Below are 18,038 nucleotides of genomic sequence, written 5' to 3'. Positions count from 1 at the left end.
TCATCCTTCCGCTCTGCGGCGGTTCCGCAGAAACTGGCCGATCTGACGGACGACGGTGTCCATGTCAGTCATCACCTGAGCATCGGGAAAGCGCAGCACGGCGTAACCGTCGAGTTGCAGGAGCACGTCCCGCTGCCGGTCCGCGGCGAACTTGGCCGGCGCCCGGTGGTCGGGGCCGTCGATCTCCACGACGCACCGCTCCCGCTCCCAGAGCAGGTCCACCCGGATCGGCACGGCCAGCGGCCCCGGCCGGTACGTCTGGTTCCAGGCCCGGCCCCCGGCCCACGCCCGCGCGGACAAGGCGGCCTCCAGCGCCCGCTCGCTCGCGCTGCCCGGATGCGGCCTGCCCGCCACCGGCGGATATGCGACGGCGGGCGCCCGATCGGCGGTCGCGGGAACCGGGACGGCTTCGCGGGCGCCAACTGCAGCTGCCGGGAGCGGGTTCGCAGGGAGCGGGGTGGTGATCGTCCGCACGCGGTCGTCGTGCAGGGGCGCGCCCGCCAGCCAGACGCCGGCCCGGCCCCGGTGCGCCAGCCACTCGCACCCGGCGACCAGCACTTCCCGGGCCGCCGCGCCGAGCCCGTCCGGCACCCGCACCAGGACCGCCAGCCGGGCCCGGCCGAAGCTGTCGGCCAGCACCCTGGCCAGCCCCGCCGCCCGGACCTCCGGCGCCAGAGCGCTGGGTGCGCCCGTCAGCGCCCGCCGGGCCAGCTCGGCGAGGAACGGCCCGAAGTGGCCGGTCACCGAGGCCCTGCGCAGGGCCAGCGCCTGGACCGCGGCCACGTTCACCCCGGACGGGCCCTCGATGCCCTCGGCACCCGGTAACCAGGCCGGGAACAGCGCGATGGCCGCCTTGTCCAGCTCGCGCAGGACGGAGGCGGCCAGGTCGGCGACGGAACGTTCCCCGGCGGCGAAGTAGGTGACGACGGCCGGGGCGTCGTCCGGCAGGGGATCGAGGGCCAGCGCCACGGCGTCGGGGTCGGCGTCGAGCCGAACCACCTGGCCGATCGGCAGCTCTGCCCACGACGGCACGGCTTCCCTGCCCTCACAAGATCGGAAACGTCGGCACTTGGGAGGGTAGCCCCGTCCCTAGCGGGCTGTCACCCAGACCGGGGAGGCGCCCTCCACGGACGGGACGTGGGCGCGGGTCAGCAGGGCCTGGGACACGCTCGCCTTCACCAGGGCCGCCGTCCGCACCACCGGGACGAGCGTGAGCGCGAACAGCAGGCCCACCGCCGTGTTGAACACCACGAACGGCACGGTTCCGGTGCCGAGGCCGAGCAGGGCGGGCAGGCCGCCGTCCACGCCGGGGATCGCGGCGATCGCCCAGCCGTAGACCGGGAAGGTCAGGCCGAGCAGCGCGCCCGCCCACCACACCGCGCTCACGACGGCGGCGGCCAGCGAGACAGGGAAGGTGATGATCGCGTGCAGCAGGTCCATCGCCGCCTGGCCGGAGGCCAGCGGGTTCATCATGCGGCGGAAGGAACCCGCCCCCGCGGGGGTCTGCGCGTAGCGGGGGCGGGCGATCGGGTGGCCGAGCACTCCGGGGAGCGCGGCGCGCTCCAGGTCGGCGAAGTGGCGGGCCATGGCGGCGGTGGCGGCCAGGACGGGCAGCCCGACGAACACGACCGCCGAGCCGAGACCGGCCGAGACTCCGGCGACGGCGAGGGTGAAGGAGGCGGCGGCCGCGGGGAGGCCGAGCAGGGTGTAACGGGTGTCGGTGGCGACGCGGTGCCGGAGGGTTGTCATGGCTACGACGCTACGGGCCCGGCGGGGGAGCGCTCGATCCTGGCGGCGGGCCATTGCGTGGTAGGGCAGGCCCTACCACGACCCCCGGCGGACCCTGGGAAGACGGTCCCGCTACTGCGGTCGGTCCATCAGGACGGCCGTTCCGCTACCGCGGCTGGTCCACCCGGATCACGGTCAGCTCCTGTGGACGCACCGGCTCCCGGCAGTGCGCGCACACCGTGAGCGGCTCCAGGGGCTCGCCGCACGAGTGGCGCCACACGGTGGGCGGCTCGCCCTCGGTGACGTACCGGTCGCCCCAGTCCATCAGGGCGAGCAGGACCGTGTGCAGGGCCTGGCCCGACTCGGTGAGGACGTACTCGTGGCGCGGCGGGTGCCGCTCGTACGGCACCCGCTCCAGCAGGCCCACCTCGACCAGCTTGCGCAGCCGGGCGGTGAGGATGTCGCGGCTGGCGCCGGTGTTGCGGGCGATCTGGTCGAAGCGGCGCACCCCGAGCATGATCTCGCGCATCGCCAGCAGGCTCCACCGCTCGCCCACGACGGCCAGCGCGTTGGCGATCGAGCACTCTCTCGGGCGGGACAAGGCCCCTCCGCTCAGGTAGGTCCGGATTTCCAACTTACCATCAGGCGGCCCGTCCAGGGATGGCGGCGAGCAGCTCGCGGGTGTAGTCGGCGCGCGGCGAGCCGAAGATCTCGGCCGCCGTGCCGCTCTCCACGATCCGGCCCGCCTGCATCACGTGCACCCGGTGCGAGATCATCCGGACGACGGCCAGGTCGTGGCTGATGAACAGGTAACTGAGCCCGAGGTCGCGCTGCAGGTCGGCGAGCAGCTCCAGGATCTGGGCCTGGACCAGCACGTCCAGCGCGGAGACGGCCTCGTCGAGCACGACCAGCTCGGGGGAGAGCGCCAGCGCCCGCGCGATCGCCACCCGCTGCCGCTGGCCGCCGGACAGCTCGTGCGGCAGCCGCTCGGCCACCGACGCCGGCAGCGACACCTTCTCCAGCAGCTCGGCGACGGTCCGCGCGCGCTCGGCCGGGGTGCCCACGCGGTGCACGCGCAGCGGCTCGGCGATCGACTTCTCGACCGTGTAGCGGGGGTCGAGCGAGGCGTACGGGTTCTGGAAGACCGGCTGCACCCGGCGGCGGAAGGCGAACAGCTCCCGGCGGCCGAGCGAGGTCAGGTCGGTGCCGTCGAACAGGATCCGGCCGGAGGTGATGCCGTCCAGGCCGAGCAGCAGGTTGGCGGTGGTCGACTTGCCCGAGCCCGACTCGCCCACGACCGAGACGGTACGGCCGCGCGGGATCGTGAAGGAGACCCCGTCCACCGCCGTGAACTCCCCGGCGCCGCCCCGCAACGGGAACACCTTGCGCAGGTCCTCCACCACGACCAGGTCCTCGGCGCTCTCCTCGGGGCCGGGCTCGGCCACCCGCACCGACGACAGGCTCGGCACGGCCTTCAGCAGCCGCCGGGTGTACTCGTGCCGCGGGTCGGCCAGCAGCTCGGCCGCCGGGCCGGTCTCCACGATCTCGCCCCGGTACATGACGGCCACCACGTCGGCCCGCTCGGCGGCCAGCGCCAGGTCGTGCGTGATGAGGAAGACGGCGGTGCCCATCTCGGCGGTGAGCTGCCCGAGCTGGTCGAGGATGCGCCGCTGCACGGTCACGTCGAGGGCCGAGGTCGGCTCGTCGGCGATGAGCAGCTTGGGCCGGCAGGCCAGGCCCATGGCGATGAGCGCCCGCTGCCGCATGCCGCCGGAGAACTCGTGCGGGTACTGCCCGGCCCGCCGCTCAGGCTCGGGGATGCCGACCATCTCCAGCAGCTCGCTCACGCGCCCGCGCGCCGCCCTGCCCGCGGCCAGGCCGTGCACCTCCAGGGCCTCGGCGATCTGGTCGCCGATGCGCATGAGCGGGTTGAGGTTGGACATCGGGTCCTGGGGCACCAGGCCGATGCCCGCGCCCCGGACGGCGGTCATCTCGCGCTCGCTCACCCCGGCCAGGTCGCGGCCGTCGAACAGCACCTGGCCGGTGGTGATGCGGCCGCCCGCGGGCAGCAGCCGGTTGACCGCCGCGGCCGTGGTGGACTTGCCCGAACCCGACTCGCCGACCACGGCCACGGTCTGTCCCGGCAGGATCTCCATCGAGACGTTCTTGACGACGGTGACGTCCTGCTTGCGGGTGCGGAAGGCGACGGAGAGGTCGCGGATCTCCAGGAGCGGGGTCATGCGGTCCTCGATCGGTGGGTGATGGCCTGCAGCAGGCCGGTCCAGAGGGCGTCGGTGGGCGTCGGCGCGGCCGTCGTCAGCAGGCGGTTGCTCGCCAGCGCGATCGCGACGTCCCGGCCGGGGACGAACCCGACGGCGCACCCGACGTAGCCGGGGTGGCCGAGCACGGTGACGGTCTCCTCCCGCAGGTCGAGCCGGTAGGTGCGGAAGCCGAGCGCCTGGCCGGGGTCGGGGCCGGGGGTGAAGAACTCGCGGGCGACCTCGGGCCGCCACAGCCGGTCGTGCTCCTCGTAGCGGGACAGCGCGGTGGCGTACCGCAGCAGGTCCGGGACGGTGGAGAACAGCCCGGCATGGCCCGCCACGCCGTCGAAGGCGTGGTAGGCGTTGCCGTCGGCGACCTGGCCGAGCACGGGCTCGTGCCGCCAGCCGGCGAAGTCCGCGCTGCGGAAGGGCACCGGGTACGGCTCGGAGGTGTCGAGCATGCGCATCTCGACCCGGTCGTCCAGGGCGCTCATGGCCGCCCCGGGCCCGGCAGGCCGCGCGTACGTGGTGTCGGCCAGCCCGAGCGGGCCGGTGACCAGCTCGGCCACCGCCCGGTCCAGCGACGTGCCGGTGACGCTCTCGACCACCCGGCCGAGCAGGATGAAGCCCAGGTCGGAGTAGTGCCGTTCGCGGCCGGGCGCGTAGCGCGGGGCGGGCATCCGCGCATCGAGGTACATCGGCCACCACTCCCACAGCCCGGCCCGGTGCAGCAGCAGGTCCCGCACGGTGACCTGGTCGGGGCAGCCCTCCGGCAGGTACGCGGCCACCCGCTCGTCCAGGTCCACCAGGCGGTCGGAGACCAGGCGGACGAGGGCCGTCGTCGTGGCGACGACCTTGGTGACCGAGGCCAGGTCGTGGTACGTGCCGAGGGTCATGGGGGCCTCGCCGGCCAGCGCGCCGCCGTCCGCCCGGCGCACGGTGCGGTGGCCGGTGCACTCGGTCAGGTCGAACCACGGCGTGCGGGCCGCCCGGACCAGGCCCGCGGGCGGACCGGGCTCGGGGCTCGGCGGCCCTGAACTCTCGGGCCCTGGGCTCGTGGACTCTGGGCCGGGCGGCGCGGCGGGGACCGGGGTCATCGGCGCAGCACCAGCGAGCGCGGCGGCGTGGGCAGCGGGGCGGGCAGCACGAGCGGGCCCGCGCCCGGCGTCAGCGTGCCGAGCACCCGGGCGGCCTTCGCGCCCGTGCCGCCGGGGACGGTGCCCGGCAGGCCGTGGGCGGTCAGCCAGCCGATGAGCGCGAAGGCGATGGCCTCCTTGTCGTCGGCCGGGGCGCCGAGCTCGTCGGACAGCGACACCCGCACGCCGGGCAGGGCGGCGCGCAGGCCGTCCATGATGACCGGGTTGCGGCAGCCGCCGCCGGAGACGACCAGCACGTCCACGCCCGCCGCGGCGACGTCGGCCGCCACCGTGCGGACCGTCAGCTCGGTCAGCGTCGCCACCAGGTCGGGGCCGGACGGCTCGCGGCCCGCCCTGGCGATCGCCGCCTCGACGTAGGCCAGGTGGAACAGCTCCTTGCCGGTGCTCTTCGGCGCGGCCAGCCGGTAGTACGGCTCGTCGAGCAGCACGTCGAGCAGGCGTTCGTCCACCTGGCCGGAGGCGGCGATCCGGCCGTCCTCGTCGTAGCCGCGCGGGTTCAGGCCGCGGCCGGACACCACGGCGTCGACGAGGGCGTTGGCCGGGCCGATGTCGTAGGCGCTCAGGCCGCCGTCGCGCACGACGGTCATGTTGGAGATGCCGCCCAGGTTGAGCGCCGCCGCGCCGCCCGCGCCGCCCGTGCCGCCCCTGCCGCCCGTGCGTCCGTCCGACAGCAGGCCGCCGAGCAGCAGGTCGTCGAGCACGGAGACCAGCGGGGCGCCGTGCCCGCCCGCGGTGATGTCGCGGATGCGCACGTCCGACAGCACGGGCGCGCCGGTGCGCTCGGCGATCCAGGCGGGCTGGCCGATCTGCAGGGTGCCGCGCGCGTGCGCGCCCTCCACCCAGTGGAAGACCGTCTGGCCGTGGGAGACGATCAGGTCGGCCGGACCGGCCTGCTCGGCCGCGGCCGCGGCGGCCTCGGCGAAGCACTGGCCGATCAGCGTGTCGAGCACGCACACCTCGGCCAGCGTGACGGGCGCGGGCGGCAGCGCGGCCACCAGCCGGGCGCGCAGCTCGTCCGGATAGGGGGTGCTCGCGGTGTGCAGCACGCGGCCGGTCAGCACGTCGCCGTCGAGGCCGAAGTCGACCAGGGCCACGTCGATGCCGTCGTGCGAGGTGCCGGAGATCATGCCGAGGATCTTCATGCCGGCTCTCCCAGCGCCACGCGCAGCCGTCCCTCGCTGCGGTCCAGCAGCGCCGCCGCCTCCTGCGGCCCGAGCCCGAGCCGGGCGCCGAGCACCGCCTGCTTGACGTTGAAACCGTGCTGGTCGAGCACCCGTTCCGCCTCCTCGCGGTCCACACCGGCGATCGTGCGCACGATCCTGATCGCCCGTTCCCGTAGCTTGCCGTTGCTGGCCTTGACGTCGACCATCAGGCTCCCGTACGTCTTGCCGAGCCGGACCATGACGATGGTCGAGAACATGTTGAGCACGAGCTTCTGCGCCGTGCCCGCCTTGAGCCGGGTCGAGCCGCTGACCACCTCGGGCCCGACCAGCACCTCGATCGCGTGCTCGGCCTCGCCGCTGAGCGGGGTGCCCGGGTTGCAGGACAGGCCGACGGTCAGCGCGCCGCGCTCGCGGGCCCGCCGCACCGCGCCCAGCACGTACGGCGTGCGCCCGCTGGAGGCGATGCCCACCACCGTGTCCAGCGGCCCGACGCCGGCCGCGTCGATCGCCGCCGCGCCGGCCCCTGCGTCGTCCTCGGCGCCCTCGCACGGGTGCACGATCGCCCGCTCGCCGCCGGCGATGACGGCGAAGACCTGCTCGGGCGGGGTGCTGAAGGTGGGCGGGCACTCGGAGGCGTCCAGGACGCCGAGCCGGCCCGGCGTGCCCGCGCCCACGTAGACCAGCCGGCCGCCGGCTCGTACCAGCTCGGCGGCGGCCTCGATGGCCGGGGTGATCTGCGGCAGCGCCGCGGCGACCGCGGCGGGGACGGTGGCGTCGGCCGCGTTCATGGTCGCGGCGAGCTCGGCCACGCTCATGGTGTCGATGCCCGCGAAACGCGGGTCGGCCGATTCCGTGGTCAGTTCTGAGAGGTTCACCGCTTGCCTCGGGTTCTGGGGTCGAGAGTGTCACGCAGGCCGTCGCCGAGCAGGTTCAGGCCCACCACCAGCAGCACGACGACCGCGCCCGGCGCGATCAGCGTCCAGGGGGCGACGAACACCAGGCTGCGCGCCTCGAAGATCATCGAGCCCAGCGAGGGGGCGGGCGGCGGCGTGCCCAGGCCGAGGAAGCTCAGCGACGCCTCGGTCAGCACCGCCCACGACAACGACAGCGCCACCTGGATGACGATGATCGAGGTGATGTTGGGCAGCACGTGCCTGAGCATGATCTGCCAGCGGCTCTGGCCGGTGGAGACCGCGGCCTTGACGTACTCGATCTCCCGGAGGGAGAGCACGGGGCCGCGCGTGACACGGATGAAGATGGGGACGTACACGATCGCGATGGCGACGGCGACCGTGAACCAGTTGCGGTCCAGCACCGAGGCCAGCGAGAGCGCGAGCAGCAGCGGCGGGAACGCGAACAGCACGTTCGTCACGCCGCCGATGGCGCCGTCGGCCAGGCCGCGGTAGAACCCGGACACCAGGCCGCCCAGCGTGCCGACCACGGTGGCGAAGGCCACCGCGACCACCGCGATGAGCGCCGAGTTGCCGACCCCGGCCGCCACCCGGGAGAAGACGTCCCGGCCGAACTGGTCGGTGCCGAACAGGTGCGTCCCGGACGGCGACAGGAACCGCTCGGGCGGGTTCTGGGCGATCGGGTCGTAGGGGAGCAGCCCGGCGTACGACAGCGCCGCCACCACGGCCAGCACCAGCAGCACGATCGTGCCCGCCAGCATGGCGGGGCTCCTGCGCAGCGCGGTCACGACGCCCTCACCCGCGGGTCGATGATCCGGTACAGCCCGTCGGTCAGCAGGTTGACCAGCACGAACGCCAGCGCGATGACCAGGACCGTGCTCTGCACGACCGCGTACTCCTTCTGCTGGATGCCGAGCAGCACCTGCCGGCCCACGCCGGGCACGGAGAAGATCTGCTCGACCACGACCGCGCCGCCGAGCAGGTAGCCGAACTGCAGCCCGGTCATCGTCACGATCGGCACCAGCGCGTTGCCCAGCACGTGCCGGACCTGCAGGCGGCGCGGCGGCACGCCCTTGGCGCGGGCGGTGCGCACGAAGTCCTCCGAGCGCACCTCCAGCACCGCCGTACGGGTGGTGCGCAGGATCGGCGCGGCGATGCCGAAGCCGAGCACGAGCGCGGGCAGGAACATCTGCTGCAGGTTGAGCAGCGGGTCCTCGGCGAGCGTGGCGAAGCCCTGGCCGTTGGGGTTGAAGCCGAACGACGCCGCGAAGATCGACAGCAGCGTCGTGGCCAGCAGGAACGCCGGGACCGACAGCCCGGCCAGGCTCACGACCTGGCCGAAGGCGTCCCGCGGCGAGTTCGTCCTGGACGCCGACAACATGCCGAGCGGCACGCCCAGCAGCAGCGCCAGCACGATCGAGAACACCGCCAGCTCGAACGTCACCGGCAGCGAGTGCAGCGTCATCTCCAGCACGCCCTGCTGCGAGCGGGCCGAGTAGCCGAAGTTGCCGGTGAGCATGTTGCCCAGCCAGGAGAAGAACTGCGTGACCGGCGACTGGTCCAGCCCGTAGTACTGCTCCAGGGCCACGCGCTGCGCCGGGGTGAGGGCAGCCGCCTCCGTGCCGAGCCCCGCGGTGATCTGGTCGCCCGGGATCGCCCGGAGCATGACGAAGACGAACACGGCCACCCCGAACAGGGTGCCGATCGTCGAGGCCACGCGCCGGACGGCCCGGCTTGCGAGGATCCGGCGCATCAGGCGACGGACGTCGTGCGCAGGTACTGCAGCGACCCGCTGACCATCGGTACGAACCCGGACACGTTGGAGGTGGTGCCGGTGTAGGTGTAGCTGGTGAACAGCCAGATCCAGGGCGCGTTGGCCTCCAGCTCGGCCGAGACCTTCTCGTAGATCGCCTTGCGGGCGGCCGGGTCGGTCGTGGCCTTGCCCTCGGCGAACAGCTTGTCCAGCTCCGGCGAGCTGTACCCGGCGACCTTGTTCAGGTTGCCCTTGCTGGTGAAGTAGCGGCCGTAGGAGCCGTCGGGGTCCGGGCGCCCGCCGTTGAGCGCGACGGCCGCGTCGAAGTCGGCCGCCACCCAGCGGTCCACGAACGCGCCGGACTCCAGCACCTCCAGGTCCAGGGTGATCTTCGCCTCGGCGAGCTGCGCCTTGAGGTTCTGGGCCTCGTTCACGGAGGTGGCGTACTCGCCCTGGGAGACGATGGCCTTGACCGTCACGCCGCCGGACTTGCCCGCCTTGCCGAGGTACTCGGCGGCCTTGGCCAGGTCGCGGGCCGGGCAGGGACGCTTGGCCGGGTCGGACTTGAAGGCCGGGGCGGTGATCGGCCCGGTCACCTCGCCCTCGCCGAGCGCGGCGGTGTCGAGCACCTGCTTGCGGTCGATCGCGCACTGGATCGCCAGGCGCACGTTGACGTCCTTGAGGTCGCCGCGCTGGGCGTTGAGCTGGAGGGCGTGGTAGCTGAGCTGCGGCGTCTTGGTGACGGTGATCGTGCCGCCGCCCTGCGCGGTCTGGGCGACCAGCGGGTCGTTGAAGACCGCGAGCTGCACGTTGCCCGACTGCATGGCCGAGACGATGGACGACTCGTCCGGGATCACCCGGAACTCGACGCTGCCCACCTTCGGCTTCTCGGCGCCCCAGTACTTGTCGTTCCTGGCCAGCGTCAGCGACTGGCTCGGGACGCGCTTGCCCAGCGTGAACGGGCCGGTGCCGTTGGGGGTGGCGTTGAGCTTCTCCTCGGTGTCGTCGGAGGAGAGCATCGCCATGTTGACGGTGGCCAGGTTCGCCGGGAGCGCGGCGTCGGGGCCGGTCAGCTCCAGCACCACCGTGCTCTCGTCGGGGGCCTCGACCGACTTCACCGACGCCAGCGACGCCCGCGCCACGGCCGCCGTCTTCTCGTCCATGATCTTCTCCAGGGACGCCTTGACGTCCTTGGAGTCGAAGGCGCTGCCGTCGCCGAAGGTCACGCCCTTGCGCAGGGTGAGGGTCAGCTTCTTGCCGTCCTCGGACGCCTGCCACGACTCGGCCAGGCCCGGCACGACGTTCAGGTCCTTGTCGAACTCGGTGAGGGTGCCGTAGATGTTCTGCAACACGTTCACGGCCGTGAACTGGGTGGCCTTCCAGGGGAAGAGCGTGTCGGGGTCGGAGGTCACGCCGACGACCAGGGCGCCGCCGGACTTGCCCGTGGCGCCGGTGCTGGTCGCGGGCCCGGAAGATGACGAACAGGAGGTCAGGGCGATGGACAGCACTGCGGCGGCGCCGATCGCGGAGAGCGCGCCACGGGGCATGTGGTCTCCTCAGGGGCAGTAGGTCATAAAATTACGCAGACCCTACCACTGGTGTACTAAATTTCCTCAACAGGGATGGATGACGAATGGTCGAGGACGACGGAAGCCTGCTGATCCGCATCCGTGCGGCCATGCCCGCATTACGGCCGTCGGAGCGGCGCATCGCCGAGACGTTCACCGGCGACCCGGCCGCCGCCGCGAACCTGTCCATCGCCGAGCTGGCCGCCCGCTGCGCCACCTCGACGACCTCGGTCGTGCGCTTCTACCAGCGCATGGGATACGCCCACTTCAAGGACTTCCGGATCGACCTGACCAGGGCCGCCGCCCGGGAGGAGCTGACCACGTCGAGCCTGCCGGAGGTGTCGGGCGACATCGACCGCCACGACAGCCTGGAGGGCATCGTCTCCAAGGTCGCCACCAACGAGACGCTGTCCATCGCCGACACGGCCCGTTCCCTGGACATGCGGGCCCTGGGCCGGGCGGTCGCCCTGCTGCTGGCCGCGCGCCGGATCGACACCTTCGGTGTGGGCGCGAGCGCGCTGGTCGGCCTCGACCTGCAGCAGAAGCTCTCGCGCATCGGGCGTACCGCGATCAACTGGCACGACGCCCACTCGGCCTGGACGTCGGCGGCCACGCTCGACGCCGGCTGCGTGGCCGTCGCGGTCTCGCACACCGGCGCGACCGTGGACACGGTCGAGTTCCTGGCCATCGCCCGCCGGTCGGGCGCGGCCACGGTGGCGATCACGAACTTCCGCGACTCACCGCTGGCCGCCACCGCCGACGTGACGCTGACGACGGCCGCCCGCGAGACCCAGTTCCGTTCCGGCGCGCTCGGCAGCCGCATCGCCCAGCTCATGGTCGTCGACTGCCTGTTCACCGGCGTGGCCGCGGCCAGTTACGACGAGTCGATGGCGGCCCTGCGCAACACGTACGCGGTCGTCCACGACCGAACGGTGCACAAGCGGGGGTGAACCGGCCTGACCAGCATGGAAGTCTTTCTTTGGCGGCACGTGAATCTAGTGACAAAAAGTGATGACACGGCTACTTTAAGTTGACATTCTGGTGGCGAGGCATCGTCTACCAGGAGAGACACCACATGCAGCTGATCACCCGTGCCGACTGGCACGCCAAGAAGCCCACCACCAGTTACACCCGGCTGGCGTCCACCAGAGGCGTCAAGATCCACTACACCGGCGGGAAGGTGCCCTCCGACCTGCCGGACGCCGACAACCACGACAAGTGCGTCGACCTGGTCAGGGACATCCAGCGCATGCACATGTCCGGCGGGCGCGGCGAGACCTACATCGACCTCGGCTACAACATGGTGTGCTGCCCGCACCGGCGCACCTTCATGGGCCGGGGTCCGCACGTCCTGCCCGCCGCCAACGGCCCGGGGCTCAACTCCGGCCACTACGCCGTGCTCGCCCTGCTCGGCAACACCGGGTTCACCGAACCGAACGACGACCTGCTCAACGCCCTCGTCGACGCCATCGAGTACCTGCGCGAGCACGGCGACGCCGGCGACGAGGTCAAGGGCCACCGGGACGGCTACGACACCGACTGCCCCGGCGACCCGCTCTACCACTGGGTGCGAGGGGGCGCCGAACGCCCCTGAGCCGCATGCGTCCCGAGGGACACCCCGCGAGCGGCGGCCGCCATGGACGTCCATGGCGGCCTCAACGGCCACGGGGTGCGCGACGAGTTCTCCCCCATGCCAGGCCGGGGGCCAGGGCGGGGCGCTAGACCAGGCGGCCCACGTGGGCCAGTGCCTGCTTGAGCAGCACGCCTTGGCCGCCGGTCATCTCCTGCTGCACGGCCGGCGAGGACGCCTCCTCCGGGGTGAACCAGACCAGGTCCAGGGCGTCCTGCCGGGGCCGGCAGTCACCGGCGACGGGCACGATGTAGGCCAGCGACACCGCGTGCTGGCGCGGGTCGTGGTACGGCGTGACGCCGGGCGTCGGGAAGTACTCCGCGACGGTGAAGGGCTGCGGCGAGACGGGGATGCGGGGAAGGGCCACCGGCCCGAGGTCCTTCTCCAGGTGGCGCAGCAGCGCGTCGCGGATGCGCTCGTGGTGCAGCACCCGCCCCGAGACCAGCGCCCGGCTGACCGTGCCGTCCGCCGCGATCCGCAGCAGCAGGCCCACGCGGGTCACCACGCCGGTCTCGTCGACGCGTACCGGCACGGCGTCGATGTAGAGGATCGGCAACTGGCCGCGCACCGACTCGAGCTCTTCGGGTGCCAGCCATCCAGGCGCGGTTTCGGTCTTTTCGGTCATCTGCCGATCGTATGCCCCGCGCCGCCACTGACGGCGTAAGCCCCACCGACCGATCCCCGGACGGGGTCAGGCCCGCCTGGCCGGCCTGCTCCTGCCCGCGATCCAGGACGCCGTGCAGACGACCAGCACGATACCCATGAACGGCAGGTACTCGGCGACTCTTCTCATGACAGATCACGCTCCGCTCTCGACTTGGCGAGCCGCCGGCGTTGCGGCTCGACGGTGTACCGGGGGTCGCACGCCGAGGCCGTCCCGGCGTGGAAGATCCCGAACCGGGTGCACACCGACCCGGCCAGCAGGGCCGCCCCCGCGGCCACCGCCGCGACCCTGCTGCGCGCGCCCAGGCCCTGACCGAGCAGGGCGCCCGCGACCGACAGCGCCTGGCCCGCCCTGAGCAGGCGGCTGCGCCGCAGCGGCTCGGCGGTCAGGCCCATCCGGCGTTCCATGCGGACGGCCGCCGCGCACTCCAGGGCCGCCCCCAGCAGCGCCGCCCGCCGGGCCGGGGCCGCCTGCGCGACCGGCGCGGCCAGCATGCCGAGCCCGCCCGCCGACGCGGCGGCCGAGCCCGCGAACAGGAACGGCATCTCCCTGAACCCGTCGTGCCAGGCCGGGACGGCGGTGTCGCAGATCAGCGCGGCGGTGTAGGTGGCCAGCGCCGGCCCGGTCAGCCCGGCGCCCACCGTGGCCGCCCGGCCCAGCCGGGGGAACCGCCCGGTCACCCCGGTGAGCGCGGCCAGCCCGGCCTGCGGCCCGTACGCGGTCAGGATCCAGGTGCCGACGCTCATCGGCGAGGTCACCTTGAACACCCGCAACATGTTCAGGAAGCGCGACGGCTTGCCCAGGTCGTGGATCAGCGCGTACAGCGAGCCGCCGACCGCGCCCAGGGCGGCCACCTTGGCGGCGCGGGCCAGCGCCGGGCGTCCGGTCAGCTCGGCGGCGGCGGCCAGCGTGGAGGAGGCGCCGGCCAGGCCGCCGAGGAACAGGTAACCGGCGATGTCGTGGTCGCTCCAGGGCGTGCTGTTCAGCACCGGCAGGCCGTAGTAGGAATCCGCCTCCGGCTCGGGCGGCCGCAGGGAGCGGCTGCCGCGGCCCGCCGAGCCGGGCGTGGCCTCGCGCTCGGTGCGCAGGCCGGGCGCGTCGTCCAGGCGCACGTCGGTCTGGTTGCTCATCCGCCCCTCCTCCAGGCCGCCGCGGCGGCCATCCCGGCCAGCAGGACCAGCGCCGCCGCGCCGGCGTGCCGCCACATCGACGGCAGGTCCGCGGTGGTCACCACGGGGTCCGGCGGCAGGCCGTACACCTGGGGCTCGTCCAGCAGCAGGAAGAAGGCGCCGGTGCCGCCCACCCCGTCGGCCGGGTCGTGGCCGTACAGGCGGGCCGAGGACACGCCCGCCGCGCGCACCTGCTCCAGACGGCGGTCGGCGCGCTCGCGCAGCTCGTCCAGCTCGCCGAACTGGATGGAGTCCGTCGGGCACGTCTTGGCGCAGGCCGGCTCCTGGCCGACCTCCAGCCGGTCGTAGCACATCGTGCACTTGGCGGCCGTGCCGGTCTCCGCGCGCCGGCCGATCACCCCGAACGGGCAGGCGGGCACGCAGTAGCCGCACCCGTTGCAGACGTCCTCCTGGACGACGACCGTGCCGTACTCGGTGCGGAACAGCGAGCCGGTCGGGCAGACGTCCAGGCAGGCCGCGTGCGTGCAGTGCTTGCACACGTCGGAGGCCATCAGCCAGCGGAAGTCCAGGTCACGGGCGCCGGTCTCCTGGTGGCCCAGCGGCTTGCGCTGCTCGACGAACGCCACGTGCCGCCAGGTGTCGGCGCCGAGCCCGACGGAGTTGTCGTAGGACATGCCGGTGAACAGCAGCCCGTCCTCCGGCACCGCGTTCCACTCCTTGCAGGCCACCTCGCACGCCTTGCACCCGATGCAAACGCTGGTGTCGGTGAAGAAGCCCATGCGCCTGGGCGGGTCGTCGTAGCCGGCGTCGAGCGGCGCCCGGTCGAGGTCGAAGGCCACGGCTCACACCTCCGTTCCGGTGTGCTCGGTCACGCCCGCCCGCCGCCGGTAGGCCAGCACCAGCTCCGGCAGGGCCGGGCCGCGCGGCCTGCGCCCGGGACGGATGTCCGCCGACATGGCCTTGACCTCCTGGATGTGGGAGTTGGGGTCGAGCGAGACGGCCGACAGCTCGTTGGCCGCGTCGCCGGTGGCCAGGCCGTTGGGGCCGAAGTGGAAGGGCAGCCCGATCTGGTGCAGGACCTTGCCGTCCAGGTGCAGCGGCGCCATCCGGTCGGTGACCAGCACGCGGGCCTCGATGGCGCTGCGCGCGGTGATGATCGTGGCCCACTCGCCGTGCACGAGCCCGCGCTCGGCGGCCAGCTCGGGCGAGACCTCGCAGAACATCTCCGGCTGCAGCTCGGCCAGGTACGGCGTGTGCCGGCTCATGCCCCCCGCCGTGAAGTGCTCGGTCAGCCGGTACGTGGTCACCACGTACGGGTAGACCGACGCGCCCGGCTCGGCCCCGCTCGGCTGGTAACGGTTGTCCTCGTGCCGGTAGAGCTTGCGGGCCGGGTTGCGCTGCCGCCCGTAGAGCGGGTTGGGGACCGGCGAGTCCTGGGGCTCGTAGTGGCTGGGCAGCGGGCCGTCCACCACGCCCGAGGGGGCGAACAGCCAGCCCTTGCCGTCGGCCTGCATGATGAACGGGTCGATGCCCGACAACGCCGCCGGTCCCTGCGCCCCCGGCTCGGGCCGGTAGGACGGCGGTTTGCGCTCCTCGAAGTCCGGCACGTCGAGGCCGGTCCAGCGGCCGGCGCCCGCGTCCCACCAGACGAGCTTCTTGCGCTCGCTCCACGGACGGCCGTCCGGCGCGGCCGAGGCCCGGTTGTAGAGCACCCGCCGGTTGGCCGGCCACGCCCACGCCCACTCGGCGGCCACCCAGTCCTGCTCGGCGGCCGGTTTGCGGCGGGCGGCCCGGTTGACGCCGCCGGCGTACACGCCGCAGTAGATCCAGCAGCCGCACACCGTCGAGCCGTCGTCCTTGAGCTGGCTGTAGCCGTCGAGCGGCCGGCCCTCGGCGTCCCAGCCGTTGATCTCGGCGAGCACCGCCTCGGCGACCGGCTCGGCCGTCTCGCCCTCGACGGGGTAGTCCCAGGTGAGGTCGAGCAGGGGCCGGTCCATCGGGTCGGCGGAACCGGCCAGCTTCTGCCGGATGATCCGCCCGAGGTGGTACATGAACCACAGGTCGCTGCGCGCGTCGCCGGCCGGCTCGACGGCCCGGTGGTGCCACTGCAACCAGCGGTTGGTGTTGGTGAAGCTGCCGCTCTTCTCGGTGTGGGCCGCGGCGGGGAAGAAGAACACCTCGGTGCCGATCCTGGACGTGGTCAGCTCGCCCGTCTCGATCTCGGGGCCGTCCTTCCACCAGGTGGCGCTCTCGATCAGGTTGAGGTCGCGCACCACCAGCCAGTCGAGCTCGGCCATGCCCAGACGTTGCAGCCGGGAGTTGGCCGAGCCCACCGCCGGGTTCTCGCCGAGCAGCAGGTAGCCCTTGCAGGTGCCGTCGAGCTGCGCGAGCACCGTGTCGTACGTGCTGTGCGAGCCGGTCAGGCGCGGCAGGTAGTCGAAGCGGAAGTCGTTGTCGCGCGTGGCCGCCGGCCCCCACCACGCCTTGAGCAGGCTCACCAGGTAGGCGGGCATGTTCGCCCAGAAGCCGCGGCAGGAGGCGTCGGCGTGCAGGAAGTCGCGCATCTTCTCGTGCTCGTGGGCGTGCGGCATCGGGATGTAGCCGGGCAGCAGGTTGAACAGCGTCGGGATGTCGCTGGAGCCCTGGATGCTGGCGTGCCCGCGCAGCGCCTGGATGCCGCCGCCGGGGCGGCCGATGTTGCCCAGCAGGAGCTGCAGGATGCTGGCGGTGCGGATGAACTGGGCGCCGTCGCTGTGCTGCGTCCAGCCCACCGCGTAGACGAACTCGGCGGTCCGCTCCGGCCCCGAGTTCTCCGTCAGGTGGCGGCAGACCTGGGCGAACAGCTCCGGCGGCACCCCGCACACCTGCTGGACCATCTCCGGCGTGTAGCGGGCGAAGTGGCGGCGCAGCACCTGCAGCACGCAGCGCGGGTGCCGCAGCGTCTCGTCCCGCCGCATCTCGCCGCCCAGCGGGACGCCGGTGCCGCCCTGCACCTCGGCGCGGCCGGCCGGGAGGCTGCCCGCCGGGCGGTCGTAGTCCTCGTCCCGCTCGCCGGAGGCCGCGACGGTGTGCATGCCCTCGTACTGCCAGGTGTCGTCCTCGTAGCAGCGGTTCTCGGCGTCGAAGCCGGAGAACAGGCCGTCGAGGTCCTCGGCGTCGCGGTAGTCCTCGCGCAGGATGGTCGCCGCGTTGGTGTAGTGCAGGACGTAGTCGCGGAAGAACAGCTCGTTCTCCAGCACGTGGTTGACGATCGCGCCGAGGAAGGCCACGTCCGAGCCCGCCCTGATCGGCACGTGCAGGTCGGCCAGCGCGCTGGTGCGGGTGAACCGCGGATCCACGTGGATGACCACCGCGCCGCGGGCCTTGGCCTCCATCACCCACTGGAACCCGACCGGATGCGCCTCGGCGAAGTTCGACCCCTGGATCAGCACGCAGTCGGAGTGCTGCAGGTCCTGCAGGAACGTCGTGGCCCCGCCGCGCCCGAACGACGTGCCGAGCCCCACCACGGTCGAGCTGTGGCACACCCGCGCCTGGTTCTCGATCTGCACCACGCCGAGCGCGGTGAGCAGCTTCTTGATGAGGTAGTTCTCCTCGTTGTCCAGCGTCGCGCCGCCCAGGCTGGCGATGCCCATCGTGCGGGCCACCCGGCGGCCCTTGTTCTCCCACTCCCAGGTCGCCCGGCGGGTGGCGATGATCCGGTCGGCCACCATGTCCATGGCGGTCTCCAGGTCGAGCTCCTGCCAGTCGGCGGCGTACGGCGGGCGGTACAGGACCTTGCTCAGCCGTCCGGAGCCGGTGGTGAGCTGGAGGCTGGAGGCGCCCTTCGGGCACAGCCGGCCCCGGCTGATCGGGGAGTCGGGGTCGCCCTCGATGTGCACGACCTTCTCATCACGGACGTAGACGTTCTGGGCGCAGCCCACCGCGCAGTACGGGCACACCGACTTGACCACGCGGTCGGCGGCGGCCGTCCGGGCCGGGTGCGCGCCCGTGCGCGGCGACTTCACCGCAGCGGCCCGGCCGAGCTTGTCCTTGCCGGTGAGCTGCCGCAGCAGCGGCCAGGAGAACCCCATGCC

The 18,038-nt window shown here is 73.0% G+C and carries 16 protein-coding genes; 2 read left to right on the top strand and 14 right to left on the bottom strand.

Going from position 1 to position 18,038, the window contains the following annotated elements; all coding sequences use genetic code 11:
• The 10 genes from ACIBQ6_RS29855 to ACIBQ6_RS29810 form a co-directional block, all read right to left on the bottom strand.
• On the bottom strand, positions 1–1,032 hold the full coding sequence (locus ACIBQ6_RS29855) for a DUF559 domain-containing protein (RefSeq protein ID WP_397215942.1): 1,032 nt from the start codon (positions 1,030–1,032) through the stop codon (positions 1–3).
• A gap of 57 nt (positions 1,033–1,089) precedes the next feature.
• Positions 1,090–1,749, bottom strand: a complete 660-nt coding sequence (locus tag ACIBQ6_RS29850; protein WP_397215940.1) for a sensor domain-containing protein — start codon at positions 1,747–1,749, stop codon at positions 1,090–1,092.
• A 145-nt stretch (positions 1,750–1,894) separates the two neighbouring features.
• On the bottom strand, positions 1,895–2,329 hold the full coding sequence (locus ACIBQ6_RS29845) for a helix-turn-helix domain-containing protein (protein WP_358285834.1): 435 nt from the start codon (positions 2,327–2,329) through the stop codon (positions 1,895–1,897).
• A gap of 40 nt (positions 2,330–2,369) precedes the next feature.
• Positions 2,370–3,968 (bottom strand): ABC transporter ATP-binding protein, encoded by a 1,599-nt coding sequence (locus tag ACIBQ6_RS29840; protein ID WP_397215938.1) that lies wholly within the window; start codon positions 3,966–3,968, stop codon positions 2,370–2,372.
• Positions 3,965–5,086: a serine hydrolase domain-containing protein gene (locus ACIBQ6_RS29835; RefSeq protein WP_397215936.1), complete on the bottom strand. Its 1,122-nt coding sequence runs from the start codon at positions 5,084–5,086 to the stop codon at positions 3,965–3,967. Before ACIBQ6_RS29835 ends, ACIBQ6_RS29840 begins: the two co-directional genes overlap by 4 nt.
• Positions 5,083–6,288 (bottom strand): anhydro-N-acetylmuramic acid kinase, encoded by a 1,206-nt coding sequence (locus ACIBQ6_RS29830; protein WP_397215934.1) that lies wholly within the window; start codon positions 6,286–6,288, stop codon positions 5,083–5,085. The genes ACIBQ6_RS29835 and ACIBQ6_RS29830 overlap by 4 nt, the downstream gene beginning before the upstream one ends.
• Positions 6,285–7,184 (bottom strand): N-acetylmuramic acid 6-phosphate etherase, encoded by a 900-nt coding sequence (murQ, locus tag ACIBQ6_RS29825; RefSeq protein WP_358285846.1) that lies wholly within the window; start codon positions 7,182–7,184, stop codon positions 6,285–6,287. Before murQ ends, ACIBQ6_RS29830 begins: the two co-directional genes overlap by 4 nt.
• A complete protein-coding gene (locus tag ACIBQ6_RS29820) occupies positions 7,181–8,008 on the bottom strand; it encodes an ABC transporter permease (RefSeq protein ID WP_358285849.1) in 828 nt (275 codons plus the stop codon). The genes murQ and ACIBQ6_RS29820 overlap by 4 nt, the downstream gene beginning before the upstream one ends.
• Positions 8,005–8,973 (bottom strand): ABC transporter permease, encoded by a 969-nt coding sequence (locus ACIBQ6_RS29815; RefSeq protein ID WP_358285852.1) that lies wholly within the window; start codon positions 8,971–8,973, stop codon positions 8,005–8,007. Before ACIBQ6_RS29815 ends, ACIBQ6_RS29820 begins: the two co-directional genes overlap by 4 nt.
• Positions 8,973–10,520 (bottom strand): ABC transporter substrate-binding protein, encoded by a 1,548-nt coding sequence (locus tag ACIBQ6_RS29810; RefSeq protein WP_358285855.1) that lies wholly within the window; start codon positions 10,518–10,520, stop codon positions 8,973–8,975. Before ACIBQ6_RS29810 ends, ACIBQ6_RS29815 begins: the two co-directional genes overlap by 1 nt.
• Positions 10,521–10,606: 86 nt before the next feature.
• Between ACIBQ6_RS29810 and ACIBQ6_RS29805 the strand changes: the two genes are divergently transcribed.
• Together ACIBQ6_RS29805 and ACIBQ6_RS29800 are read left to right on the top strand one after the other, a co-directional pair.
• Complete coding sequence (locus ACIBQ6_RS29805; RefSeq protein ID WP_387665209.1) at positions 10,607–11,491, top strand: MurR/RpiR family transcriptional regulator; 885 nt, start codon at positions 10,607–10,609, stop codon at positions 11,489–11,491.
• A 125-nt stretch (positions 11,492–11,616) separates the two neighbouring features.
• Positions 11,617–12,135 carry a peptidoglycan recognition family protein gene (locus ACIBQ6_RS29800; RefSeq protein WP_358285861.1) on the top strand — a complete coding sequence of 173 codons (519 nt, stop codon included), beginning with the start codon at positions 11,617–11,619 and terminating at the stop codon, positions 12,133–12,135.
• A gap of 124 nt (positions 12,136–12,259) precedes the next feature.
• On the opposite strand, the gene ACIBQ6_RS29795 is transcribed toward ACIBQ6_RS29800, so the two are convergent.
• The 4 genes from ACIBQ6_RS29795 to fdh form a co-directional block, all read right to left on the bottom strand.
• Entirely contained in the window at positions 12,260–12,796 is a 537-nt protein-coding gene (locus ACIBQ6_RS29795; protein ID WP_352324412.1) for an NUDIX hydrolase family protein, read from the bottom strand.
• 164 nt (positions 12,797–12,960) lie between these two features.
• Positions 12,961–13,965, bottom strand: coding sequence for an NrfD/PsrC family molybdoenzyme membrane anchor subunit (gene nrfD, locus ACIBQ6_RS29790; protein ID WP_397215930.1), 1,005 nt, complete (start codon positions 13,963–13,965; stop codon positions 12,961–12,963).
• Positions 13,962–14,744, bottom strand: a complete 783-nt coding sequence (locus ACIBQ6_RS29785; protein WP_352364982.1) for a 4Fe-4S dicluster domain-containing protein — start codon at positions 14,742–14,744, stop codon at positions 13,962–13,964. Before ACIBQ6_RS29785 ends, nrfD begins: the two co-directional genes overlap by 4 nt.
• A gap of 63 nt (positions 14,745–14,807) precedes the next feature.
• A complete protein-coding gene (gene fdh, locus ACIBQ6_RS29780; protein WP_397216332.1) occupies positions 14,808–18,035 on the bottom strand; it encodes a formate dehydrogenase in 3,228 nt (1,075 codons plus the stop codon).
• Positions 18,036–18,038 lie beyond the last annotated feature (3 nt).

It is taken from the genome of Nonomuraea sp. NPDC049655 (assembly GCF_044465465.1).
Lineage (GTDB): Bacteria > Actinomycetota > Actinomycetes > Streptosporangiales > Streptosporangiaceae > Nonomuraea.
Note: the sequence above shows the minus strand (reverse complement) of the source record. Positions and strands in the feature narration are given on the sequence as shown.